Source organism: Paenibacillus methanolicus (genome assembly GCF_008124765.1).
GTDB classification, from domain to species: domain Bacteria; phylum Bacillota; class Bacilli; order Paenibacillales; family Paenibacillaceae; genus Paenibacillus_Z; species Paenibacillus_Z methanolicus.
The window spans coordinates 37,212-62,067 of sequence record NZ_VNHS01000012.1; the positions used below are offsets into that span (position 1 = coordinate 37,212).

At 59.1% G+C, this 24,856-nt stretch carries 19 protein-coding genes; 17 read left to right on the top strand and 2 right to left on the bottom strand.

The features are described from left to right. The first annotated feature begins 4 nt into the window (after window positions 1-4). From BCM02_RS27930 to BCM02_RS27940, 3 genes are read left to right on the top strand one after another with little or no spacing between them, the layout of a single operon-like run. The gene (locus BCM02_RS27930) at window positions 5-823 is read left to right on the top strand and encodes a carbohydrate ABC transporter permease (protein WP_148932429.1); all 819 of its coding nucleotides are present in this window, start codon (window positions 5-7) and stop codon (window positions 821-823) included. Continuing rightward, window positions 823-2,343: an arylsulfatase gene (locus BCM02_RS27935; protein WP_246183596.1), complete on the top strand. Its 1,521-nt coding sequence runs from the start codon at window positions 823-825 to the stop codon at window positions 2,341-2,343. The genes BCM02_RS27930 and BCM02_RS27935 overlap by 1 nt, the downstream gene beginning before the upstream one ends. 5 nt (window positions 2,344-2,348) lie before the next feature. Continuing rightward, a complete protein-coding gene (locus tag BCM02_RS27940) occupies window positions 2,349-3,371 on the top strand; it encodes a BadF/BadG/BcrA/BcrD ATPase family protein (protein ID WP_148932430.1) in 1,023 nt (340 codons plus the stop codon). A gap of 95 nt (window positions 3,372-3,466) precedes the next feature. Here the strand turns inward: BCM02_RS27940 and BCM02_RS27945 are convergent, their stop codons facing one another. After that, the gene (locus tag BCM02_RS27945) at window positions 3,467-3,793 is read right to left on the bottom strand and encodes a hypothetical protein (RefSeq protein WP_148932431.1); all 327 of its coding nucleotides are present in this window, start codon (window positions 3,791-3,793) and stop codon (window positions 3,467-3,469) included. A 175-nt stretch (window positions 3,794-3,968) separates the two neighbouring features. On the opposite strand from BCM02_RS27945, the gene BCM02_RS27950 reads away from it, so the two are divergent. Further along, a complete protein-coding gene (locus tag BCM02_RS27950) occupies window positions 3,969-4,160 on the top strand; it encodes a hypothetical protein (protein WP_148932432.1) in 192 nt (63 codons plus the stop codon). Between the two features lie 77 nt (window positions 4,161-4,237). On the opposite strand, the gene cntE (BCM02_RS27955) is transcribed toward BCM02_RS27950, so the two are convergent. Continuing rightward, window positions 4,238-5,431, bottom strand: coding sequence for a staphylopine family metallophore export MFS transporter CntE (gene cntE, locus BCM02_RS27955; RefSeq protein ID WP_342791349.1), 1,194 nt, complete (start codon window positions 5,429-5,431; stop codon window positions 4,238-4,240). A 236-nt stretch (window positions 5,432-5,667) separates the two neighbouring features. Here cntE (BCM02_RS27955) and nikA point away from each other — a divergent pair, with 236 nt between their 5' ends. The 13 genes from nikA (at window position 5,668) to BCM02_RS28020 (ending at window position 24,843) form a co-directional block, all read left to right on the top strand. Next, window positions 5,668-7,305 (top strand): nickel ABC transporter substrate-binding protein, encoded by a 1,638-nt coding sequence (gene nikA, locus BCM02_RS27960; RefSeq protein WP_148932433.1) that lies wholly within the window; start codon window positions 5,668-5,670, stop codon window positions 7,303-7,305. A gap of 15 nt (window positions 7,306-7,320) precedes the next feature. Then, entirely contained in the window at window positions 7,321-8,265 is a 945-nt protein-coding gene (nikB, locus tag BCM02_RS27965) for a nickel ABC transporter permease subunit NikB (RefSeq protein ID WP_148932434.1), read from the top strand. Then, entirely contained in the window at window positions 8,262-9,113 is an 852-nt protein-coding gene (gene nikC, locus BCM02_RS27970; RefSeq protein WP_148932435.1) for a nickel ABC transporter permease subunit NikC, read from the top strand. Before nikB ends, nikC begins: the two co-directional genes overlap by 4 nt. Continuing rightward, entirely contained in the window at window positions 9,110-9,943 is an 834-nt protein-coding gene (nikD, locus tag BCM02_RS27975; RefSeq protein WP_148932436.1) for a nickel import ATP-binding protein NikD, read from the top strand. The genes nikC and nikD overlap by 4 nt, the downstream gene beginning before the upstream one ends. Next, on the top strand, window positions 9,940-11,157 hold the full coding sequence (gene cntE, locus BCM02_RS27980; protein WP_148932437.1) for a staphylopine family metallophore export MFS transporter CntE: 1,218 nt from the start codon (window positions 9,940-9,942) through the stop codon (window positions 11,155-11,157). The genes nikD and cntE (BCM02_RS27980) overlap by 4 nt, the downstream gene beginning before the upstream one ends. Continuing rightward, window positions 11,154-11,987: a nickel import ATP-binding protein NikE gene (gene nikE, locus BCM02_RS27985; RefSeq protein ID WP_148932438.1), complete on the top strand. Its 834-nt coding sequence runs from the start codon at window positions 11,154-11,156 to the stop codon at window positions 11,985-11,987. The genes cntE (BCM02_RS27980) and nikE overlap by 4 nt, the downstream gene beginning before the upstream one ends. Window positions 11,988-12,121: 134 nt before the next feature. Next, window positions 12,122-12,748 carry an FMN-dependent NADH-azoreductase gene (locus BCM02_RS27990; protein ID WP_148932439.1) on the top strand — a complete coding sequence of 209 codons (627 nt, stop codon included), beginning with the start codon at window positions 12,122-12,124 and terminating at the stop codon, window positions 12,746-12,748. Window positions 12,749-13,016: 268 nt separating this feature from the next. After that, window positions 13,017-15,077, top strand: coding sequence for a methyl-accepting chemotaxis protein (locus BCM02_RS27995; protein WP_148932440.1), 2,061 nt, complete (start codon window positions 13,017-13,019; stop codon window positions 15,075-15,077). Between the two features lie 218 nt (window positions 15,078-15,295). Continuing rightward, window positions 15,296-17,359 carry a methyl-accepting chemotaxis protein gene (locus BCM02_RS28000; protein WP_148932441.1) on the top strand — a complete coding sequence of 688 codons (2,064 nt, stop codon included), beginning with the start codon at window positions 15,296-15,298 and terminating at the stop codon, window positions 17,357-17,359. A gap of 348 nt (window positions 17,360-17,707) precedes the next feature. Next, window positions 17,708-19,579 carry an LTA synthase family protein gene (locus tag BCM02_RS28005; protein WP_148932442.1) on the top strand — a complete coding sequence of 624 codons (1,872 nt, stop codon included), beginning with the start codon at window positions 17,708-17,710 and terminating at the stop codon, window positions 19,577-19,579. Window positions 19,580-19,813: 234 nt separating this feature from the next. Continuing rightward, window positions 19,814-21,418 carry a family 10 glycosylhydrolase gene (locus BCM02_RS28010; RefSeq protein ID WP_148932683.1) on the top strand — a complete coding sequence of 535 codons (1,605 nt, stop codon included), beginning with the start codon at window positions 19,814-19,816 and terminating at the stop codon, window positions 21,416-21,418. Next, a complete protein-coding gene (locus BCM02_RS28015; protein WP_148932443.1) occupies window positions 21,415-21,798 on the top strand; it encodes a ribosomal maturation YjgA family protein in 384 nt (127 codons plus the stop codon). Before BCM02_RS28010 ends, BCM02_RS28015 begins: the two co-directional genes overlap by 4 nt. A 474-nt stretch (window positions 21,799-22,272) precedes the next feature. Beyond that, window positions 22,273-24,843, top strand: coding sequence for a glycosyl hydrolase family 18 protein (locus BCM02_RS28020; RefSeq protein ID WP_148932444.1), 2,571 nt, complete (start codon window positions 22,273-22,275; stop codon window positions 24,841-24,843). Window positions 24,844-24,856 lie beyond the last annotated feature (13 nt).

Below are 24,856 nucleotides of genomic sequence, written 5' to 3' on the forward strand. Positions count from 1 at the left end.
GACGATGACCCGATTGTACCGCCTGCTGCTCCATATCGTGCTCGCCGCGGGCGCGCTGCTTATGGCGCTGCCCTTCCTATGGATGGTCCTTACGTCGCTGAAGACGTTCGCCGAATCGATGCAGGCGCCGCCGACGCTCATTCCGGCTTCCTGGCAGTTCGGCAACTACGCCAAAGTGTTCGAGGAGACGGATTTTCTGCGCTATTTCGGCAATACGCTTCTGCTGACGGTCGTGAAGACGGCCGGGCAGCTGCTCTTCTGCTCGATGGCGGCGTTCGCGTTCGCGACGATGCGGTTCCCGGGCAAGAACGCGCTGTTCCTGCTGCTGCTCTCGGTCATGATGCTGCCCCACCAAATTTCGCTCATTCCGACCTTCCTGCTCGTGAAGGAGCTGCATTGGCTGGACACGTACTACGCGCTGACCGTGCCGGGACTGGCGAGCGCCTTCGGCATATTCCTGTTGCGGCAGTTCTTTCTCTCCATCCCGGCGGAGCTCGGAGAGGCGGCGAGAGTGGACGGCGCGTCGTTCCCGCGCATCTATGCCCGCGTGTATTTGCCGTTATCCGCGCCGGGGCTGCTGTCGCTCTCGATTTTCGTCGTCATGGCGGCATGGAACGATTTCCTCAATCCGCTCGTCATGACGAGCTCGGACGAGATGCGGACGCTCTCGCTCGCCGTCGCCAGCTTCGTGGGCGAATTCTCGACCGATTATCCGCTGATGATGGCGGCCGCCTGCATGGCGGTGCTGCCGCTCATCGTCTTGTTCGCCGCGCTGCAGCGCTATTTTATCCAGGGGATCGCCCTGACGGGGATGAAGAGCTGATGACCAACATGATTCTGATTATGACCGACCAGCACCGGGCCGACGCGCTAGGCTGCTACGGCAACGACGTCGTCGAGACGCCGAACTTGGATTACTTGGCCTCCGTCGGCACGAGGTTCGCGCACGCGTATACGCCTTCGCCTTCGTGCGTGCCCGCGCGGGCCGCGCTGCTGACCGGGATGGAGCCGTGGCATGCGGGCATTCTCGGGATGGGCGGCGGGCAAGGGCCGATGGGCGTCGGGTTCGCCCACACGCTCCCGGGCGAGCTGGCGAAAGCGGGCTATCATGCGGCGGGCGTCGGCAAAATGCATTTCTACCCGCAGCGCGCGCTGAACGGGTTCCACGAGACGACGCTCGACGAGTCGGGGCGCGAGGAGGACCCGGGCTTCGTATCCGATTACCGGTCCTGGTTCCGTCGGCAGAGCGGCGGCCGCTACGACATCGTCGATCACGGCATCGGCTGGAATTCGTGGATGGCGAGGCCGTATCACGCGCCGGAGTGGATGCATCCGACCACCTGGACGGTGAACGAGGCGATCTCGTTCCTCGGCCGGCGGGACCCGTCCCGGCCGTTCTTCCTGAAGGTGTCGTTCGCGCGGCCGCATTCGCCTTACGATGCGCCGCAGCCGTATTACGACCGTTATCTGCGCCAGGAAGAAAAGCTCCCTCCGCCGTATCGCGGCGACTGGGATGCCATGCACGACGACCCTGCGGAGGCGCTGCGGCCCGATGCCTGGCGCGGCGTGAAGCGCGAGGCGGATATCCGCCAAGCCCGCGCCGGTTACTACGGGTCGATCACGCATATCGACCACCAGCTCGGCCGGCTGTTCGAACGGTTGAAGAAGGAGAAGCTATTCGACTCGTCGCTGATTCTGTTCGTCTCCGACCACGGCGACATGCTCGGCGACCATCACCTCTGGCGCAAAACGTACGCCTACGAAGGCTCGGCCCGCATTCCGCTGATCGTGAAGCTTCCCGGCGGCCGGACAGCCGGCGCGCCGGCTGTCGTCGAGGCGCCGGTCGTGCTCCAGGATCTCATGCCGACGATGCTGGAAGAGGCGGGCGTGCCGATACCGGCGGCGGTCGACGGCATGAGCCTTGGCGGCGCGCTGCGAGGCGACGCCACCGGCTTGGAGGCGCGCGGCTATATTCACGGCGAGCATTCGACTTGTTATTCGGAGGAGCAGGAGATGCAGTATTTGACCGACGGCGCGTTCAAATATATTTGGTTCCCGCGGCTGGGCACGGAGCAGTTGTTCGATCTGCGGGGCGATCTGTCGGAAGCGGAGGACCTGGCCGGCAAGCGGGAGTGGCGGTCGGAGCTGCTGCGCTGGCGCGGGCGGCTCGTCCGCAAGCTCGAAGCGCGCGAGGCCGGTCTGACGGACGGCGACGAGCTGGTCAGCCAGGCGGGCAAGCCGTACTTGGCGTCGCCGCATTACGAGGCGCGGCGGCAGCGGGCCGCGTTCGATTGGGTAAGTTGGACGCGGAAGGACGCCGGTTCGCCGACGGAAGGCGGGTAGACGCGATGACCGGATCTTCGCCGGCTTATATTATCGGCATTGACGGCGGCGGGACGAAGACGCATTGCGTCATCGGGGACGCGCAAGGCAATCTGCTGGCCGCCTGCGCGGGCGATGCGGGCAACGTCAAGTCCCGGCCATGGCCGCAGGTGGCGGCGACGTTCGGCTCCCTCATCCGCCAGGCGGTTCGGTCGGCCGGCGCGGAGACGGATCAAGTCGCCGTCATCGCGGCGGGTCTGGGCGGCGTCGTCCAGCCTCGCGACCGTGAGCGGATCGCCCGTCTGCTCCAAGCGCATGCGGGCGACGGCGCGGTTATTCGCGTGTATCCGGACGCCGAGAACGTCCTGGCCGCGGGAGGCGGCGGGGGCGCGGGCATCGCGCTTATCGCCGGCACCGGCTCGGTCGCCTGGGGCAGAACGGCGGGCGGCTCGGAGGCGCGGTCGGGCGGCTGGGGCCACGTGCTGGGCGACGAGGGCAGCGGCTACGATATCGGCCGCCGCGCGCTCGGCGCGGTCATTCGCGCGCATGACGGGCGGGGGGAGCCGACGGCGTTGACCCCGATGCTGCTGCGGCATCTGGGTCTTATTTCTCCGACGGCATTCATCGAGCTGTACTACGAACAGGCCGGCGTGCGGAAGGAGATCGCTTCGCTCGCGGCGCCCGCTTTGCTGGCCGCCCGCGAGGGGGATGCCGTCGCGCGCGCGATCGCGGCGGAGGCGGCGGATGAGCTGACGCAGCTGGCCCTGGGCGTATCGCGCCAGCTCGATCGATTCGGCGGACTGGCGGACGGCGATCCGCTTGTTCTGTCAGGCGGACTATTCGGCAGCGAATGGTTCGCGGCGATGACAGCGGCCCGGCTGCGACCGGCACTGCCGTCGCTGCGCGTAAGCCGGCTGCCGCTGCCGCCCGTTACGGGCGCTTATTTGCTGGGGCTGCAAGCCTATGGCGCCGTTGTGGACGAGGCATGGGAAGCGCGCATGCTCCGATTTTGGTCGGAGCCGCGCTTTTTGACCTTCGGCGGGTATTGAAGCTCTTCCTTGTATATGGCTAGTTCTTGCGCCGCGGCGTAATATTAGCCGGTGTCGACCAATATACAATAGATAATCATCGTCTAACGCTTCCGTTATTGCTTCAACGGCGCGGGTCTCGTTTTTGCGGTGGTAGAGGTAGTCCGCCGCTTCCAGCGAGAAGGCGTGCGTGTCTTCGGGCACCGTCGCGTCCTCGCCGACCTGTTGGCGAACGTGCCTTCCCAGCGAATGCCTATCGCCCGGAAGCCGCCGCGCGCGACGACGGCGCCCGGTGACCAATCGCCGCCATCGAACCGAAAGGGGATTTCTTCCACGCTTTTCCGCTTGATCAACCGCAGCGTCTTTGGCAGACGCTCTGGCCGGTAGCCCTCGGTTTCCGGCTCTCCCGTTCGTTGATTCGCCTTCTCGGTTCCTTTACGCATCTGGACATCACGCCCCTATCAGCAGTTGGTAATCATATCCACCACCCAGTATGCCGTAACGGGTGAAAAAGACTTGTCGTTTTCTTATCGGAAACGGCCAGCCATGAACCTTATCCGGCCCTTGTTCATATGGTTAACTAAATGCACGATGCCAAAGGGGGAGCGGTACACGACCATGAGAAGGTTGAGCGAATACATCACCTTGAATTTGGTCCTGCTGCTGGTATGGGCGTTCTTCGCGGCGATCGACGGTTCGGTCACCCCGCTCGAAGGAGCGCTGCTGTTCGACGCCGCGCTGATCGGGTTGCTGCACAGCGCAAGCTTGAAGCGCTACTTGATCGGAACGGACGGACGGGAGGAAGGATGAGCGATATGAACCGGATGGCGTGCGGTATTCGCGCCATCCGGTTTTTCGCGTTTCGATAGGGGCCGGCGGGGTGGGCATCATTGTTGCATGTGACGCCTATTGGCCAACATGACGATCCATGCCAGAAGGGAAAGCGCCGCGCAGCAATAAAACATAACGGCGTATGAAAAATCTTCTACGACTAGGCCCATAACCAGTCCGCCTAACGAAAAGCCGAGGTCATAAGAACACATGAACAATCCCATCCATGCGTATTTGGAATGGACGGGAAGGATAAACGACAAGTAAGTCGTTAGCGTAGGGTATAGCAGCGCGATGGCCACGCCGTTAAAAATAGCGGACAAGTACAGAACGCCGTCAAATCGCTGCGACAATGCAAGCAGAATCGACCCGGCCAAAGCCGACAGCAACGTCGCCGATATGAATCCGGTATGCCACCGGCCATCGGAAGGAATTTTCTTGCGAAGGATGAACCGGCAGCCGATGACGACGATTCCTTGTAACGTTAAGTATAATCCCGCATGGCCGGTACCTCCGTTGACGATAAATAAAGGAACGAATGTCGCCGTCGCGCCGAATACGCAGGAAACGCATAACATGACCGTCATGCTGACGAACAATGGACGGTTTCGCCCGATTCCGGATGCCGATTTCACAAGGTCCCGCAAAGCAAACGTTTCGCCGCCTGCGCGAACGCGGGGACCTTTCGCGATCGGCGCGTTGAAACCGATCAGGACCGGCGCTAGCGCCAAACCGATTAATACGGTTACATACAAGGTCAACGACGCGCTGCCCCAAATCTGCATGGCCACCATGGGACCGAATAAGGTAGGAATCACCGATGACAGGCTATAAAGCGTCATCCCTTGTCCCCGGTCGCGTTCGGCCAGCCCTTCCACAATCGCCGCTTGCAAGGCCATCGAGAAAAATGCGGTGACGGCGCCTTGCCATGCGCGAAGCGGCAAATAGAAGTCGGCATCGGCAAACGTGTATAGCAGCATGCACGCAGCATGCGCAATCAATAGCAGACGCATGATGAACAGCGGGCCATAGGACCCGATCATTTGTCCGGCGATGGGACGAAATAACATGCACACAAACATATAGGCCCCCATCATGATGCCGATCTCCGCATGATCCATCCCCGACTTTTCGCCTTGTAAGGGCAACAATACGGTCAAAATCGAATTGGCAGAAAAAAAGAGAACCGTTAATGCAAATAACGGAAACAATCTCATCATAACCGGACGAGTTTCGTTCAATCTAGCCATGCTCCCTTCACTGCGAGTACCCTCACTCGTTGTACCTTCGCTCTGGTGCCTTCCCTAAATCGTCCCTGGAGAAGGCTTTGTAAAGTCTAGCACAAGCCCTTTAATCCGTATATCCGCGATGAGAGAAACGATAATTGTATTGACAGTGCCGGAGGAGTGTACTATTCTTCAAAAGGGGATAATGATAATCATTATCAGTTATAACGACAAGTAGGGGTCGAGAGGGGAAAGAATACATGTTTAACTTTAGAAAGAAAGCGCCGTTGCTCATGCTGCTGCTATTGTCCATTGCGATTACGGCATGTTCCGGCAATAACGGCAATACCGGAAGCAACGCTTCCGCGGAGAATAATTCGAAAGCGGAAGCGCCGGAGAATAAAACGATCACGGTATCGTGGCCGCGGGATATCGGCCCGATGAATCCGCATGTTTATAATCCTTCCCAGCTCATTGCGCAATCGATGGTCTACGAGCCGCTGGTCAACTATACCGATGGCGGGGAAGTCGTTCCGTTCTTGGCCGAATCGTGGACGATTTCGGAGGATGGAAAAACGTACTCGTTCAAAATTCGCCAGAACGTAAAATTTTCCGACGGAACTGCGTTTAACGCGACCATTGCCAAGAAAAATTTCGATGCCGTCATGAAGCACGTCGAGAACCACAGCTGGCTCGGTTTCATCAGCTTATTGGACAAAACCGAAGCGGTTGACGAGTACACGTTTAACATCGTGTTGAAACAAGCCTATTATCCGACTTTGCAAGAGTTGTCGGTTATTCGTCCGGTACGCTTCCTCGGCGAAGCCGGCTTCCCGGAAGACGGCGACACTTCCAAAGGCGTGAAGGAGCCGGTCGGAACAGGCCCATGGATGTTGTCGGATTATAAAACCGATGAGTATGCGGAGTTTACGCGTAACCCTAACTACTGGGGAGAACAGCCGAAAATCGATAAAGTCGTATTTAAGATCATCCCGGACGGCGACACGCGCGTTCTGGCCTTCGAGAAAGGCGAACTGGACTTGATCTATGGCGAGGGCGCCATCAGCATGGACGCCTTCCTGCAATTACAGGCGAATCCCGATTATGCAACGCAAATATCGAGTCCTGTCGCAACGAGACAATTGGTGATGAACACGACGAACGCGGCCTTATCGGATAAAAACGTGCGATTGGCGCTGCAGCACGGTTTCAACAAAGAAGCGATGGTCCAAGGCGTCACTTCGGGACTGGAAGAGAAAGCGGACAGCTTATTGTCCGCCAACTTCCCTTATGCGCAGTCGAATCCCGCTCCTCTCGGCTATGATGTAGAGAAAGCCAAAGCCTACCTGGACGAGGCGGGCTGGATGCTGCCGGACGGCAAGTCGGTTCGCGAGAAAGACGGCAAACCGCTTGAAGTCGAATTGATTTACGAGAAAGCGGATCAAATTATTAAACCGATGGCCGAAACCCTTCAAGCGGAATGGGCGGCGATCGGCGTGAAATTGAATATTACGGGCATTGAGCTGACGGAGCAAGTCAAGCGGTTCCGCGCGGGACAATTCGATTTGTATTTCTTCAGCAACTACGGCGCGCCGTACGATCCGAGCTCGTTCTTCCATATCGTCGCGGAGAAGAGCTTCGGCATTGCGGAGGCGCTCGCTAACCTGCCGATGAAGAGCGAACTCGACAAGCAGGTCGAAGAAGCGCTCGTTACGACGGACGAGAATAAGCGCAAAGCCTTGTTCGACGCGATTCAGACGACGCTTCATGAAGAAGGCGCGCTCGTTCCGGTCTCTTACATTAAGAAGACCGTTGTGTACAACAACAAGATCAGCGGCTTTGCATTCCCTGGAAGCCGGGACGACAACCCGTTCTCCAGCATCGCGATCAATCCGTAATTCAGGGGGCGCATTATGGGCGGCTTTATCGGAAAACGGCTTTTGGCCGTCATCCCTATTTTCTTTTTTGCCACGCTGCTCGCGTTTTTGCTGATTCAGCTCTCCCCGGTCGATCCCGCCGAAGCTTATCTGACGGCGGCGCATATCCATCCGACCGAGGAGCTGCTCGAACAGAAAAGACACGAATTCGGCTTGGATCAGCCGCTGTTCGTTCAATACGCTCAAACCATTATGAAGATGTGCCGACTCGATTTCGGCACATCTTATATTTCGAACGAGCCCGTTTGGCAAGAAATTGCTCTTCGGATGCCGGCAACGCTCCAACTTGCCTTTAGCAGTATTGCGCTGGCGGTTATCGTGAGCATACCGATCGGTTTTTTGGCAGCCGTATACAAGAACAGCGTATTTGATCATCTTAGCCGGGTGCTTGCTTATGTCGGAGCATCGATTCCGCAGTTTTGGCTCGGCTATTTATTGATCTATTTCTTCTCCGTCAAACTGGATTTATTGCCGGTGCAAGGCAGAGGTTCGTGGGCGCATCTTGTTCTGCCGTCGCTTACGCTCGCGCTGGGGCTGATCGCGATCTATTCCCGGCTGCTGCGCGCAAGCGTTCTGGAGCAACTTCAAGAACCCTACGTGCTGTATGCGCGAACCCGAGGAATCAAAGAGAAAATCATTCTGGTCAAGCATGTGCTGAAAATCGCGATATCGCCGATGTTGACCGGTCTTGGGATGAATTTGGGCAAACTTCTCGCCGGCACGATTATCACGGAAGAGGTATTCTCTTGGCCGGGTTTTGGCCGTTATTTTATTGAGGCGATTTTCAATCGGGACATCCCGGTCATCCAGGCGTATGTACTCATTTCCGCTTGCCTGTTTATCGTGTGCAACTTGATTATCGATCTTCTCCAAATGTACTTGGATCCCCGAATTTCTTGGAAAGGACGAAGCAGCCATTGATCGCGAGTATACGTACCGGCCTTAAAAGCCAGAAGACCGCAGCGATATGCGCGGTTGTTCTGGCTATTCTCTTTCTGCTATCCATTCTGGCTCCTTGGATCGCCCCGCATGATCCGATCCACGTGAACTTGGCGCTCAAGCTGCAGTCTCCTTCATGGGATTATCCGCTGGGCACCGATCATTTGGGACGATGCAATTTGTCCCGCTTGTTATACGGGTCGCGTATTTCCCTCGGCTTCGCGTCTGTAATCTTTATTTCCTCGCTTTTGATCGGATTGGTGATCGGGACGTTCTCCGGATATCGAGGGGGAATCACCGATCAAGTGCTGATGCGTTTTTCCGAAGGCGTGATGGCTTTCCCGTCGCTCGTGCTCGTGCTCGGGCTTGTCGGCATATTCGGTCCCGGTTTGCCGCAGGTCATCTTGGCGATGGTGATGGTGCAGTGGGTGTATTACGCGCGCATGTTTCGCGGAATGGTGCTCAGTTTGCGAGAGAAAAATTTCATCGCCGCGGCCCGAATAAGCGGGTCCTCGCAGTGGACGATCATTCGGCGTCATATGATTCCGAACGTGCTGCCGCCTATTGTCGTGATGGGAACGTTAGAAATCGGATGGGCGATTATGGACATCGCCGCGTTGTCGTTTCTCGGGCTCGGCATTCAACCGCCATCCCCGGAGTGGGGTTCGATGATTCATGAGGGCAAATCCTACATCCGAAGCAATCCCGAGCTTATGTTATATCCCGGGATGATGATCTTAATCATCGTCATGACGTTCAATATTTTAGGCGAAGCCTTATCGGAGCATTTCGGCGTACAACGACGTTATGGAAAGGATGGGGCCAGATGACAGCGCAACTTGATGCCGTATTGCAGGTAAGCGGTTTACGAATCACGGCAAGAACGCCTCTAGGCGAGAAACCGCTCGTTCATGGCGTCGATTTGGAGATTCAGCCCGGGCGCGTGGTTGGCCTCATTGGCGAAAGCGGATGCGGCAAATCGATTACGAGCCTGTCGATCATGCAGCTGCTGGACCGGAAGACCACGACAATCGAAGGCAGCATCCGGCTGAACGGGCGCGAATTGAACGGACTGCGTTCGGAATCGATGCGGGCCATCCGCGGCAAAGAAATCGCGCTCATTATGCAAAATCCAATGAACGCCTTTAGTCCCGTGCTGACCATCGGCCATCAATGTATCGAGACCATCCGAACCCATACGACGCTGTCCAAGAAACAAGCCTACGAGCTGGCCGTATCTTCGCTGCACGATGTGAATTTGCCGGATCCCGCCGCCGTTATGAAGCAGTACCCGTTTCAATTGAGCGGCGGGATGCTGCAGCGGGTCATGATTGCGACGGCCGTCTGCCTTCGCCCTTCCGTTATTATTGCCGACGAGCCGACTACCGCGCTGGATGTCGACAATCAGCTGCGGGTGTTAAGGCAGCTTGATCGTATTCGCTCGGCGTATGGCACGTCGATTTTATTGATTACCCACGATCTGGGCGTCATTGCCGAAATGGCCGATGAAGTAGCCGTTATGCAGAGCGGCCGTATTGTCGAGCAAGCGGACGTGTTCCGGCTATTCGATCATCCGCAGCATGAATATACGCAACGACTTTTGAACGCGAGGCCTGCGTTCTTGGCTCACCAACCATCCAAGGAGTTTGTACCGGCATGAAGGTAACGGAACATTCCGAGAAAGCGGCAGCCGTGGTATCGACGGCGAAGAATCCCCTCTTCGGGTTGAATGCGTTGAAGATTTATGGTATGGCGGTATTGTTCTATACGACCAGCCACATGCTGCTTATCCTGCTGCCGCTTAGCTCCAATAAACTGGGCGCAAGTCCGGCGCAGATCGGGCTTATTATGGGGACGTACATGTTCACCTCGATGTTTTTGCGCCCGGTCGCCGGCACAATCGTCGACAAGCTGGGGGCAAAGCGGATCTTACTGGCAACGCTCCTGCTGAACGCGGTCGTATTGTCGCTGTATTCGATTCAGGAATTATGGCTTTTCGCCGTGCTTCGGATCATGCAAGGAGTGATCCTTTCTTTCTTCTCCATGGTGTCGCATTTGATGATAATTGAAGCTTTGCCGGAGGAAGCGCGCGGACAAGGCTTGTCCCTGTTTTCGCTCTCGTCCATGCTGCCTTATACGTACGGCCCTTTTCTCGTCCTCTATTTCTTCGATCGCGTGCCGACGATGTCCCTATTCATGGCCCTCATTCCGCTCGGCCTTGCCGCGTTGTTGATCGGCGCAAACGTTCGTGTACCCGAACGCCGAACGAATAGCCCTTCGCACGGGAGCATAACCTCGAACGAGAACTACGCGGGGTGGCGAGACCCGCAACTGCTGTTCCCCTCGGCCGTGATCCTCCTGGCTTATGCCGTAATCGGCACGGTAGCCGCATTTCTGCCGCTTTATTTGGAGGAACGCGGATTGCCTAATGCGGGTTTGTACTTTCTGACGGAAACCGCCGTTCTCATCCTGTTTCGTTTTTTCGGGCGCAAGCTTATTCCGACAGAGCCGCGTTTTCCTTTTAAAATGGTCGTGCTGCTTATTGGTTTGATGACGGCTGCCGCTGGCCTACTGCTTATTTCCGATTCGCTGGCGCTCATCGTTCTGGCCGCGATCTGTAACGGGACGGCGCTTTCCATGCTGTATCCGACGCTGCTTACCTATGTCACGTTTATCGTTCCGGAACGGTTTAGAGGCCAAGGCATCGGATGGTTTATTGCGGCCGCCGATTTCGGGACATCCGCCGGGATATGGGCGTTAAGCCTGCTGGCGAATGCCTTCTCGTACGAAGCGATGTTTTCCGGTTGTATCGGAATTGGCGCATCGGCCATCTTGCTGCTTGTAAGTTATCGAAGAATGGGGTCTAGAATATGAGTCTGCTGCAGGTAAGCCATGTCACGCACGGATACGGATCCGCTATATTCAGAAGAACGAAACGTTCAACCGTGCTATCCGACGTTTCTCTCGTCATTGAGCCAGGTCAATGCCTTGGCCTTCTCGGCACGAGCGGAGCGGGGAAGAGCACGCTGGGTAAGGTCATCCTCGGTTTAGACAAACCGCGGAATGGGAAGATATGGTTTCAAGGCATCGATCTCTATGCGGCAAGCGCAGCCGAACGCAAAAAGCTTCGCCGTGATCTGCAGGTTGTTTTTCAAGACTGTTACTCGTCCGTAAACCCCAAAATGAACGCGGAGCAAATTATCGGGGAGCCGTTGCTGAACTTCGAGAAGCTGTCCAAACAGGAGCACGTCCGCCGGGTTGAAGAACTTCTGGAAATCGTCGGCCTGTCCGCCCAAGACCGGACCAAGTATCCGCACGAATTCAGCGGCGGGCAGCTGCAGCGGATCAATATCGCGAGAGCGATTGCGTTGAAGCCGAAATTGATCGTTCTCGATGAAGCGGTAAGCAGCCTGGATATGGTGACGCAAGCCGCCATTCTCGCTTTATTAAGCCATTTAAAGATGAATTTCGCCCTGTCGTATTTGTTTATCACGCATGATATGAAGGCCGCTTACCAGATTAGCGATGCGTTAGCGGTCATGGAGAAGGGCGAGCTGGTCGTTCATTGCGAGGACAAAGAGCAATTCATGCGGCTGCAGCATCCAAGCGTGCAAAAGCTCGTGCAATCGATGCTCCCGGAGCATCCCCGGTTTCGTTCCGGAAGAGATGAAGGGGGACGAGACCGCGCGACGGTTCCGTGGTGATTTCGTCTTGACAATACGTAACTAAGACAATATACTAACTAATAGTTAGCTGGTTGTAAAAGTTTAATCGATACCAAATGAATATCTGCTTAGCCGGATAAAAAACTAAAGTGACCTTACAGGAGGAATTATTCATGGCAAACGTTCTTTTCGTCAAAGCAAATAACCGCTCCGCCGACCAAGCGGTAAGCGTGAAACTGTACGACGCCTTCCTGGCTTCGTACAAACAATCCCATCCGGAAGACCAAGTAACGGAGCTGGATCTGTTCGCTGAAAATCTCCCTTACTACGATGCATCCCGCATCAACGCGATGTTCAAAGCCGGCCGAGGCCTCGAGCTGTCGCCGGAAGAAGTCGAAATCGCGGCGTACGTCAACCGCTACCTGAACCAATTCATCGAAGCCGACAAAGTCGTGTTCGCGTTCCCGCTCTGGAACTTCACGATTCCGGCCGTGCTCCACACGTACTTCGACTACCTGTGCCAAGCGGGCAAAACGTTCAACTACACGGCGAACGGCCCTGTTGGTCTGCTAGGCGGCAAGAAAGTCGCGGTGCTGAACGCGCGCGGCGGCGTATACTCCGAAGGTCCCGCGGCTGCGGTTGAAATGTCCGCGAAGCTCGTCACGACGCTGCTCGGCTTCTTCGGCATCACGGACATCACGTCCGTCATCGTCGAAGGCCACAACGCTTCCCCGGATCAATCCGCGGCGATCGTCGAAGACGGCCTGAACCGCGCGACAAGCGCGGCGCAATCGTTCTAATACCTTTGGGCGGATGACCGCCTTTTATAGGGGAACCAGAGATAAGACCGGCGAGCGATCGCCGGTCTCTTTCTTATTGCGGATCGCCTTTTCATCTCATAAAGCCATGCGCGCTCGCACTCGCGTCCGTCATCGGACGTGGTTGCATTGTCAATCGCTCCCGCTATTTCCCACGCTGCCTTTATCTACACTGCCTTCCGTCGGATTCCGATAAATGAATAGTCAGAATAATAGCCGGGTTCATGGGAAGCCGGGAGGAGGAGTACAGATGAAGGAGCAATTGAAGCAGCGGGGGTTCCGCTGGAGCGCCATCTCGCTGCGCGTCCGGCTTCCTTTTCTAATTAGCGTGCTGGTGCTGATGGCGGTGGTCGGATCCCGGATCGCTTCGTACGTGATCAGCTCGGACTTGCTGCTGCGCAAGTCGAAGGACGAAATGACGGTTAATGCCAACCGAATCGGAGAGGGCATGTGGACGACGGTGGACCTGGTTATGCAATCGGTGCACATGGTGTCGGTTCACAATACGTTCAAGGACCTGATCGCGACGCGTGACGAAGGCGCTATGAGCGATGCGGTCTTTTTCTCGGACGCCAACAAATTGTATGCCAAAGCGCAAGGCATCTTGACGGAGAGCTTTGCGGGCTCCAAAGGCATGAACAGTCTGATGGTGCTGGATAGCAAGGGTACAATTCTAGCGAACAGCAATCCGGATAGCGTAGGCGAGTCCAGAGCGGACAGGGAATATTTCCTAGAAGCGCTCAAAGGTAAATCCTTCATCAGCGACGCGATTATCTCCAAATCGACGGGCAAGCTGCTCGTCGCGTTCGCCGAACCGATCAAGAGCAAAGCGGGCGAGATCGTCGGCGTGTTCGCGGCAACGGTCGGCAGTGAATTTTTCACGGACCGGCTGAAAGGGATCCGCATTAACGGGGAAGGCTCGGTCAGCATCGCCAGCCGCTCCGGTATCGTCATTTACCATTCGATGAACGCCGAAGCCGTCGGCAAGATTCTCGAGGACCAAGAGCTGCTCGCGCTTCAGAAGGAAAAGGTGAAGGATGCGGTCGTGCAAGCGAGCATCGACCTGAACGAGACGTATTTGAGTTATTCGCGCATTCCCGACTCGGACTGGACGGTGTTCGTGCAGGACAGCTATGCCGACATCAAGCGGCCGCTCGATTCGCTGTTCGCCCGCATCGTGGCGGCGACGGCGATCGCGGTGGCGCTCGCGATCGTGGCCGGCATGCTCATCTCCCGCGTGATCGCCGCGCCGATCGTCCGTCTCTCGGAGCTGTTCAAGCAGCTGGCGGACGGCGACTTGACGGCGCGGGCGGACGGGAAGTTCGAAGGCGAGCTGATCGGCCTTGCGGACAGCTTCAACGCGATGGCGGACAATAACAAGGCGCTTATCGCCAGCATGAACGAGTCCATTGAAGTGTTGAACGCCAGCACGTCCAAGCTGGACGCCGCTTCCCGCCAGACGGCGCATCTGGTCGGCGAGACGTCGGCGACGACGATGGAGATCGCGACCGCGGTCGAGTCCCAATCGCACGACACCGAGCATATCGTGGACAGCTTCTCCGGCTTCGGCGACCGCGTCGCCTCCGTGAGCGAGAACGCCCGGTCGGTGAAAGAGCGAGCTGAACGGATCGTGGACGTGTTCCATGCGAGCAAGGGAACGGTGGAGCGTTTAAGCGATATTAACGCCCAGAACGAGACCCAGGTGCGCAGCATCTCCGGCACAACGAAGAAGCTGGAGGAGAGCGCAAGCAGCATCGGCAGCATCACGGGCGCAATTACGACGCTGGCCAGCCAGACGAACCTGCTGGCGCTTAATGCCTCCATCGAGGCGGCCCGCGCGGGCGAGCACGGGCGCGGCTTCGCCGTCGTCGCTTCGGAGATTCGCAAGCTGGCCGAGCAGAGCGCGAAGCAGTCCGGCGAGATCGACTCGATTATCGGGAAGACGCTTGCCTACGTGGCGGAGAACAACCGCAGCGTGAACGAGATTATCGGCATTTCGGCGCTTCAGGATACGTACGTCGGCGAGACGAAACAGGCATTCGATACGATTCTGGGCAACGTGCTGGACATCGTGGACCAGATCAAGTCGATGGCGGGCGCGCTCGATCAGATGGAGAAGGACAAGGACGTCGTCCTCATGTCGGCGCAGCAATTGTCGGCGTCGGGCGAGCAGATCTCCGCCTCGGTCGAGGAAGTGACGGCTTCGGTGCAAGAGCAGTCGTCGATGGTCGGCGGTTTGGCCGATATGGTCAAATCGATCGAACGGTTGTCCGAAGAGCTGAAGGATCATGCCAAGCACTTCAAGCTGTAAACGCATCTGAGGGCCTTAACCGGTCCGCCTGCGCGCAAATCGGGCGTCTTTCGCATTGGACCGGCGTGGTCCATGCGGCGGGCGCCCTTCGTTTCGTTCGGATGCGGGACGAGCCGGGAGGGGAGTTCTGCATGTTTTGGCCGAATTCCGGTGAAAATGTAGGTAACTGACCTGCAATCGCCAGGTCTGCCACGACGGACGAAAGATGAGGGCTTGCGATGCGGTTTAGAAGCATAAATGCGAGAATGCTGGCCACGATGCTGCCAATCGTGGTGCTGACGCTGCTGGGGCTCGTGTTGTATTCCAACAAGCAGCAGCGCGATACTCTGTACGTTGAGCTTGAACGCGGCATGAATAACGGACTGAATAGGGTCATCAATCAGATGAACGTCGACTTGAACGCGCACAGTAAAATGGTGCAGTCGCTCGCCCGTACGATCGAGACGAACCCGTTTCGCTCCAAAGACGAGCTTCAAGCGATATTCGAAGGCAGCCTGCCCGTCAACAAAGATACATTCGGGATAGGCGTCTTTTATGAACCATATGCCTATGATCCCGAAACGAAATACGAATCGGTGTACGGCTTCAAGGAAGGCGACAAGGCGTCGTTCACGGATGCTTATAACGACCCGGCCTACGATTACCATAACCAGCCGTGGTACAAAGACGCGATTAACTCGGAAAAAGCCGCCGTGGTCACCGATCCCTATTATGACGAGACGACGAAGTCGACGCTCATCACGTTCAGCATTCCGCTGCGCGACGAGGAGAAAAAGCCGCTTGGAGTCATGACGGGAGATATAAGCTTGAACAGCCTGCAAGCCTATGTCGGCAAGATGGTCATTGGCAATACGGGCTGGGCGTTCCTGATCGACAGGAATGGTACGTATCTCGGACATCCGGACCAGACCAAGCTGATGAAAACCAAGGTGCAGGACGAGACGGAAGCTTCCTTGGCAGAGATGGGCAAAGCCATGCTTGCCGGCGAGTCGGGCACGGCGAACTTCAAGAACGAGGACGGCAATAACCAGGCATTCTACCAGCGTATCCCCGAGCTGGGCTGGACGCTCGCGCTCGTCGAGCCGGATACGGAATGGCTTGACCCGATCAACGATCTGAAGCGGAAAATGTACGTCATCTGCGCGCTTGCGGTGCTGGTGCTGGCCGCGTCGGTGTTCTTCTTCGGCCGAACGATCGGGAGGGCGGCGCGGGGCGTGACGCGGCTGTCGCGATCGCTTGCCGAAGGCGACTTCACGTACCGGATCAAGAAGGAGTCGGAGGATGAGTTCGGCCGGATGGCGGACAACTTCAACGGCACCATGGATACCCTCGAAGGCACGCTCGCCGGCGTCGTGCAGAACGCGCACACCGTGGCCTCGACCTCGGAGCAGCTGACCGCGAGCGCCGAGCAGACGAGCCGGGCGACCGAGCAGATCGCCCACGCGATCTCGCGCATCGCCGAAGGGTCGACCCGCCAGGTGGAGATGACCGCGCACGGGGCGGGCATCGCGGCCCAAGTATCGGCATCGGTGCGCGACCTGGCGGGCAGCGTCGAAGCCGCGAGCGAGTCGTCGCTCCGCTCGCGGGAGGAAGCGGTCGGCGGCAGCGACGTCGTGCGCTCGGCCGTCGATCAGATGAACGTCATCGACGAGCGGATCCAGGGGATGGCGGCGATCATGCAGACGCTCGGAAGCAAGTCGAAGCAAATCGACGGCATCATCACGCTCATTACGACCATCTCCGGGCAAACCCACCTGCTCGCGCTCAACGCGGCGATCGAAGCGGCGCGGGCGGGCGAGCATGGGCGGGAGTTCGCGGTCGTGGCGGACGAGGTGCGCAAGCTGGCGGAGGAATCGACGGTGGCGGCCGAGCAGATCCGCGACATTATTACGGACATCCAGCGCGACACGAAGCGAGCGGTCGACGCCGTCGCGGGCGGAAGCGCGGCGCTGGCCGAAGGGATTAACCGCGTCGGTCAGACGGGCGCGACGTTCCAGGGCATCCGCGAGACGATCGAGCAGTTATCTTCCCGGATGCGCGAGGCCAGAGACGGCATACGCGCCGTCAGCGCCCAGATGGACGAGCTGGCCGGCTCGATCGCGGGCGTCTCCGAGATCGCGCGCGAATCGGCGGACGGCACGCATACCGTCGCTTCGTCGGCGCAGCAGCAGAACGCGTCGATGGAAGAGGTGGCGGCGGCTTCCGCGATGCTCGCCAAGATGGCTGGGGAGCTGATGGAATCCGTCCAGAGCTTCAAGCTATCCACGTATGCGTCGGATTAAATCCGGCATCGGCTCGGCCGTCCCGAATGGGGCGGCCGGGCTTTTTGTGCCGATTTCGCTTGCTAGACAATGTGTCTAATTCTAATTTATGACAATTGGTTGCGCCGCCTTGACTTTCAAAATGAACGGGAGTAAGGTTGATGTTATGTTAAGTTGTATGTACTATTTTTCACGTTCGCGGGAACGTCTCTTAGGTTAATTGAATATATGAAGAGATGAGAGAAGCGAAGGAAGCAAGACCTTGTTCGTACGTGACGTAAATCGACCGAGAACTAAGAACGCATGGGAAGGCGGAGACGAGCCTGTCGGCCTTTATTCGTCGTTCCCGAACGGAAAGGAAGGTTTGCAATGCCGCAACTGATGCGACTCGGCAATCGGCGGATCCTGCTATTCACGCTGATTCTCGTGTTGAAAGGAGCGCTTGCCTGGTTTGTCGTATTCGAGGACGGCCCGTCGTGGCTGACGCTATGGACGGAAATTCCGTTCTTCTGGATCGTCTTCTGTCTGATCGAATGGTTCGCCAAGAAACGGAAGCTGCTCTATTACACGCTAGCGAATCTCTTGTTCACGCTTCTGTATTTTACCGTCCTCATGTACTACAAATATTACGGCATTATCGTCACCTATCACGCCATTACGCAGGCGGGCAAGGTGACCCAGGTCGGCGACAGCACCTATTCGCTCATGGATCCGTATTACCTGCTCGTATTCGTCGATATCATCGTGCTCGGCTTCGTGCTGTACAGGATCCGGCGGAATTCGGCCCGTTCGAACAAACCGTTCACCGTCAAGCCCGTCGCGAAGCCGGTCCTTGGCGTTATGTTCGTGCTGTCGATCGTCTTGTGCATCTTCAACGTGTGGCCGAACCGCGCGAGCATGAACGAGAACAAACAAGCCGAAGAGATGGGCATTCTCAACTACGAAGTGTATACGATCTTCGCGGACACGACCGCCGACGAGGAGCCCGCGCCGATGAACGAGATCACGCAGGCGCGGATCGACGAGCTCAAGGGCGCCTCGAAGTCCGCGTCACCCGCGCATTTCGGAGCGGCCAAGGGCAAGAACTTGATCATCGTTCAGATGGAATCGGTGCAGAATTTCCTGATCGACCTGAAGATCGACGGCCGGGAAGTGATGCCGAATCTGAGCAAGCTGGCCCGGGAGAACGCGCACTACGACAATTTCTACACGATGGTCGGCCAAGGGACGACGTCGGACGCGGAATTCGTGACGAACACGTCGCTGTACATTCCGAAGCACGGCGCGGCGACCGAGGATTACGTGAAGCACGAGCTGCCGAGCCTGCCGAAGCTGCTGACGGCCAGCGGCTACGATACGGCGACGTTCCACACGAACGACGTGTCGTTCTGGAACCGCACGGAACTGTATCCGGCGCTCGGCTGGGGTACCTTCTATGACAAAGCCTTCTACGGCGATCAGGACCACATCGCCTTCGGCGCTTCCGACGAGGTGTTCTTCGAGAAGACGATGCCGAAGCTGATCGAGATGGACGCGGCGGAGAAGCCGTTCTATGCGATGGTCATCTCGATGAGCGCCCACCATCCGTTCCACCTGCCGGAAGAGAAGTACAAAATGCAGCTGCCGGAGCGGTTCGAAGGCACGCTCGTCGGCGACTACATCCGTTCGCAGAACTACGCCGACTGGGCGATCGGCAAGTTCATCGACGACCTGAAGACGAGCGGACTGTGGGAGAACAGCGTCGTCATGTTTTACGGCGACCACCAGGGCGTGTCGCTGTACGCGCTGGACGGCAAGGAGAAGGAGCTTATGCAGGAAGTGATGGACCGGGAATACGGCTACACGGACATGTTCAACATTCCGTTCATCCTTCACGCGCCGGGCGTCACCTCGCCTTCCGAGATCGGCATGACCGGCGGGCTGATCGACATCCTGCCGACCGCGGCCAATCTGCTGGGCGTCTCGTTGGATCAGCAGATCCACTTCGGCCAAGACTTGCTGAACGCGCAATCGAATCTCGTCCCGATGCGGCATTTCCTGCCGACGGGCACGTTCATTAACGACAAGGCGATGTTCCTGCCGGGCATCTCGTTCGAAGACGGCACCGCCTACGACGTGCTGGATAACAGCGTCAAGGCGGGCATCGCGACGAAGGAAGAGTCCGACCGCGCGCTTGCGTTGCTGCATCTGTCCGACAGTTTCGTGGAACACCTGCCGCTGCGGGAAGGCGTCGAAGAGTAAACAGCCATTATTCCATACGTGATACGGAAGCCCGGGCGGCGTGCCCGGGCTTCTTTGCGCGCTCGCGGCGAGGAACGGCCGTCTCCTCCGACGCTTGGATAATATTCCCTTGTACAGCAACAAACGCGCGCGCCGCGTCGTCTAACTATCGACGGGTCATGGGAACGAAACAAGCATGGGAGAGATGAACAAGTGAAAGCGTGGCAAGGAATCAAATGGCTGCTGCTGGCGGCGATGCTCGTCGGAATGGCGAGCGGCGCGGGCGGGCCGAAGACGGCGGAGGCCGCGGGCGTCATCCGCATTTACATGGATGGCGAGGAGCTGGCGTCGGACGTCGCGCCGTACGTGGTGCCAAAGGCGAACGTTACGATGGTGCCGCTGGCGGTCATTAGCCGCGGCATGGGCGCGGTCGTCAGCTGGGATGGCATGACGAAGACGGTGACGATCGTCGACGGCCCGTCCGTTATCACGATGGCGAGCGGCGCCAAGAGCGCGGTCGTGAACGGCGCGGAGGTGGTGCTGGGCGCGAGCGTGCAGGCGCGCGGCGGCCGGATTATGGTGCCGCTCCGCTTCGTCGGCGAGCAGCTGGGGCTGACCGTGGTGTGGAACGCCGCGGACGGGACGATCGCGTTGCAGAGCGGAGCGGCCGAGAACCCGGGCGGAGGCGACGGCTCGGAGCCGGACCCAGGCCAAGACGGCGGGCCGATTACGCCGCCTGGCTCGGGGACCGATGCGTTGAACGGGCTGCGCGGCGCTTGGATATCGACCGTCTATAATTTGGATTGGCCGACCAAGGCGTCCGCGGGCAAGGCGGAGCTGCAGAAGCAGGAATTCGTCGCGCTGCTCGGGGAACTTCAAGGGATGGGGATGAACGCGGTGTTCGTTCAGGTGCGACCGGCGGGAGACGCGTTCTATCCTTCGACGCTTACGCCTTGGTCGGTAGCGCTGAGCGGGAAGCAGGGCACGGCGCCGGATTACGACCCGCTGGCGTTCATGATCGAGGAGACGCATAAGCGGGGCATGGAATTCCACGCGTGGTTCAATCCGTTCCGGGCGAGCGTGAACGCGAAGCTTGAGAATCTCGCGGATAACCACGTCGCGAAGCTGCATCCGGAGTGGATCGTGAATGCGGGCGGCATTCTGTACGTGAATCCGGGCATTCCCGAGGCGCGGCAGCATATTATCGACGCGATCGCGGAAGTGGCGAACGGCTACGACGTCGACGGCGTCCATCTGGACGATTATTTCTATCCGTCAAGCGGCGCGTTCGGCGACGATGCGGCTTTCGCGCAGTATAATCCAGACGGCATATCGAACAAGGGCGACTGGCGCCGGGCGAATATCAACGCCTTCGTCCGGCAGCTGGACGAAGCGGTTCACTCGAAGAAGCCGGCCATTCGCTTCGGCATCAGCCCGTTCGGCGTATGGCGCAACAAGGCGGTCGACGCGAGCGGCTCGGACACGAAGGCGGGCGTCACCGCGTACGACAGCATGAACGCCGACGTGCGGACGTGGATCAAGCAAGGCTGGATCGATTACGTGGCGCCGCAAATTTATTGGAGCTTCGCCACGACCGCGGCGCCTTACGGCAAGCTGGTCGACTGGTGGGCGCAGGAGGTGCGCGGCACGGGCGTCGACTTATACATCGGCCACGCGGGCCATAAGGTCGGCGGGAAGGAAGCGGGCTGGCAGAGCGCGCAGGAGATCGTCGACCAGCTGCGGTACAGCGCGCAGTTCGCGGAAGTGAAGGGCAATCTGTTCTTCAGCGCCAAGGACCTGCGCAAGAACCCGCTCGGCCTGATCGAGGCGCTGCGGCGGTACTACGGGCTGGCGGCATGAGGCCGCGCTTCGCTTACGCCGCCGCGATCGCTGCCCTCGTGCTGCTCGGCCTCGCCTCGCGCCGATTCGCGGACGCGCTGCCGACGTTCGTCGCGTCGCATGCCGGCGATGCCTTATGGGCGGCGATGGCGTACGCCGGATTCCGCTTCCTGTTGGCTCGGAAGCCGGTTGCTGTCGCGGCGGCGTGCAGCGCGGTATTCGCGGCCGCGATCGAATTCAGCCAGCTCTACCAGGCGCCATGGATCAACGCGGCGCGGGAGACGACGCTGGGCGCCCTCGTGCTGGGCCGGGGCTTCTTGGCCGTCGATCTGCTCCGGTACGCGGCCGGGATCGCGGTTGCCGCGGGCGTCGACCTGATGGCGCAGCGGCGGCGGACGTGATCGGAGCCTGGCCTGAACGAAGGGCAATCCAATCAGACGCACGGCTTCCGGCGAGGGGCCGTGTTTTCTTTTTTCTCATCCCTAATCGCATATAGAAATGATTCCCTTGTAATCGGGCCGATTCAGATAAAATTCGCCCATATTCTGCGTTTATTTACCGGATGTATTTTCCAGCGCCAATGAAATTCCCCCGGACTCGCGAAAATTCCCCCTGTCTGCGCATGCGCGTTTCCAACATAATGAAAGTGTTCGGCAATCGATAGATTCATAGAGCCGGGACGGTCATCGCAGATCGGACGTGAAGGCGTTTTCCCCATAAACATGCGGAAAGCGCCATTATGCCACCTGCAAATGAAAGCGTTATCAATTCGACTCCGGAGGTGATGGCGGCAGCAGGTTCAGTCTTCACGTGCATGAGCGCAAGCCAGGATTGATGCTTCAATTCTCGTCCACTTCAAAGGAGGCTCTCGATTTATGAACCAACCGCAATCCGGAACATCTCCGCGCAAGCGCAAGCTGTACGCGCTCTCGATGTTATCCGCCATGCTGTTCTCTCTTCTTCCGCTCCCGGCCGCCCCGCAGGGCGAAGCCGAAGCCGCATCCGCCTACAAAATCATCGGCTATTATCCTTCCTGGAGCGCTTACGGGCGCAGCTACAATGTCACCGACATGGACGTCTCCAAAGTGACGCACATCAACTACGCGTTCGCGGACATTTGCTGGAACGGCATCCACGGCAACTCCGATCCGACCGGACCGAACCCGACCACTTGGGCGTGTCAGGACGAAGTCGGCAACATTAACGCGCCGAACGGCACGATCGTGCTGGGCGATCCGTTCATCGACGCGCAGAAGACGTTTCCCGGCGACAAATGGGACGATCCGATCCGCGGCAACATCAACCAGCTGAACAAGCTCAAGGCGGCGAATCCCCATCTGAAGACCATCATCTCGGTCGGCGGCTGGACGTGGTCGAACCGGTTCTCCGACGTGGCGGCGGACGCGGCGACGCGCGAGACGTTCGCGAATTCGGCGGTCGCGTTCCTGCGCAAATACAAGTTCGACGGCGTCGATCTAGATTGGGAGTACCCGGTCGGCGGGGGGCTCGCGGGCAACAGCGTTCGTCCGGCGGACAAGCAGAACTACACGCTCCTGCTGAACAAAATCCGCGAGAAGCTCGATGCCGCCGAGAAGACGGACGGCAAGGAGTACCTGCTGACGATCGCCTCCGGCGCGGGCCCGTCCTATATTCAGAACACCGAGCTCGACAAAATCGCCGCGGCCGTCGATTGGATCAACATCATGACGTACGATTTCAACGGCGGCTGGCAAACGCTCAGCGCGCACAACGCGCCGCTCTACAACGATCCGGCGGCAGCGGCGGCGGGCGTGCCGAATTCGGCGACGTTCCATACCGACGCGGCGATCCAGGCGTATTTCGCGGCGGGCGTACCGGCGGACAAGCTCGTCATGGGCACGCCGTTCTACGGACGCGGCTGGGCGGGGTGCGCCGGCGCGGGCGGCGGGCAGTATCAGCCGTGCGGCGGCGCCGCGCAGATCGGCACGTGGGAGAAGGGCAGCTTCGACTTCTACGATCTCGAAGCGAACTACATTAATAAGAACGGCTACGCCCGCTATTGGAACGACGTCGCGAAGGTGCCTTACCTGTATAACGCGACGAACAAAACGTATATCAGCTACGACGACGTCGAGTCGACGGGCTACAAAACGGCGTACATCAAATCTAAAAATTTGGCCGGCGCGATGTTCTGGGAATTCAGCGGCGACCGCAACAAAACGCTGCTGAACAAGCTCGCGGGCGATCTGGGCGTCAGCGGCGGGGGCGGAGGCACGCCGGCGGACACGGCCGCGCCAAGCGCGCCGGCGGGCGTGACGGTGACCGGCGCGACGTCCTCGAGCGTGTCGCTAAGCTGGACCGCGTCGACGGATAACGTGGGCGTAACGGGTTACACGGTAAGCTATGGCGGGGCGAGCGTGAACGTAACGGGCACGTCGGCGACGATCGGCGGTCTGACGGCGGGCACGGCGTACAGCTTCACGGTGAAGGCGAAGGACGCGGCGGGCAACGTCTCCGCGGCGAGCGGCGCGGTCACGGGTACGACAACCGCCGCGCAGGCGGATACGGCGGCGCCGAGCGTACCGGCGGGCGTGACGGTCACGGGCGCGACATCCTCGAGCGTGTCGCTCAGCTGGATCGCGTCGACGGACAATGTAGGCGTTACGGGCTACACGGTCGGTTATGGGACGTCGAGCGTGAACGTAACGGGCACGACGGCGACGATCGGCGGCTTGACGGCCGGTACGGCGTACAGCTTCACGGTGAAAGCGAAGGACGCGGCAGGCAACGTCTCCGCCGCGAGCGGCGCGGTCGCGGCGACGACGGCGCCGGCCAATGCCTGCACGGTCGCGGCATGGAATGCGACGGCCGTGTACACGGGCGGTCAGCGGGTCTCCTATAACGGTACGCTGTACGAGGCCAAGTGGTGGACGCAGGGCAATCAGCCGGGCCAAGGCGGGGACAGCAGCCCGTGGAAAGCGGTCGGCACCTGCGGCAGCGCGGGCGGCGGCGGTACGCCGGCGGACACGGCCGCGCCAAGCGCGCCGGCGGGGCTCGCGGCTTCGGGCGTGACCTCGTCGAGCGTCACGCTGAGCTGGACGGCGTCCACGGATAACGTGGGCGTAACGGGCTACACGGTCAGCTACGGCGGGTCCAGCGTCAATGTGACGGGGACGACGGCGACGATCAGCGGTTTGACGGCGGGCGCCGCGTACAGCTTCACGGTCAAAGCGAAGGATGCTGCAGGCAACTTGTCGGCGGCCAGCGGCGCGCTGTCCGTGACGACAACGGCCAGCGGCACGGGCGGCGGCACCGGCACGACGGCGGGCGCGTGGACGGTCGGCAAGGCGTATAAAGCCGGCGACGAAGTCGCGTACGGCGGCAAAACGTACGTCTGCCTCCAGCCGCACACGGCGCAGACCGGCTGGGAGCCGGCCGCGACGGCGGCCCTTTGGAAGCTGAAGTAGCATCCGCGCGGTT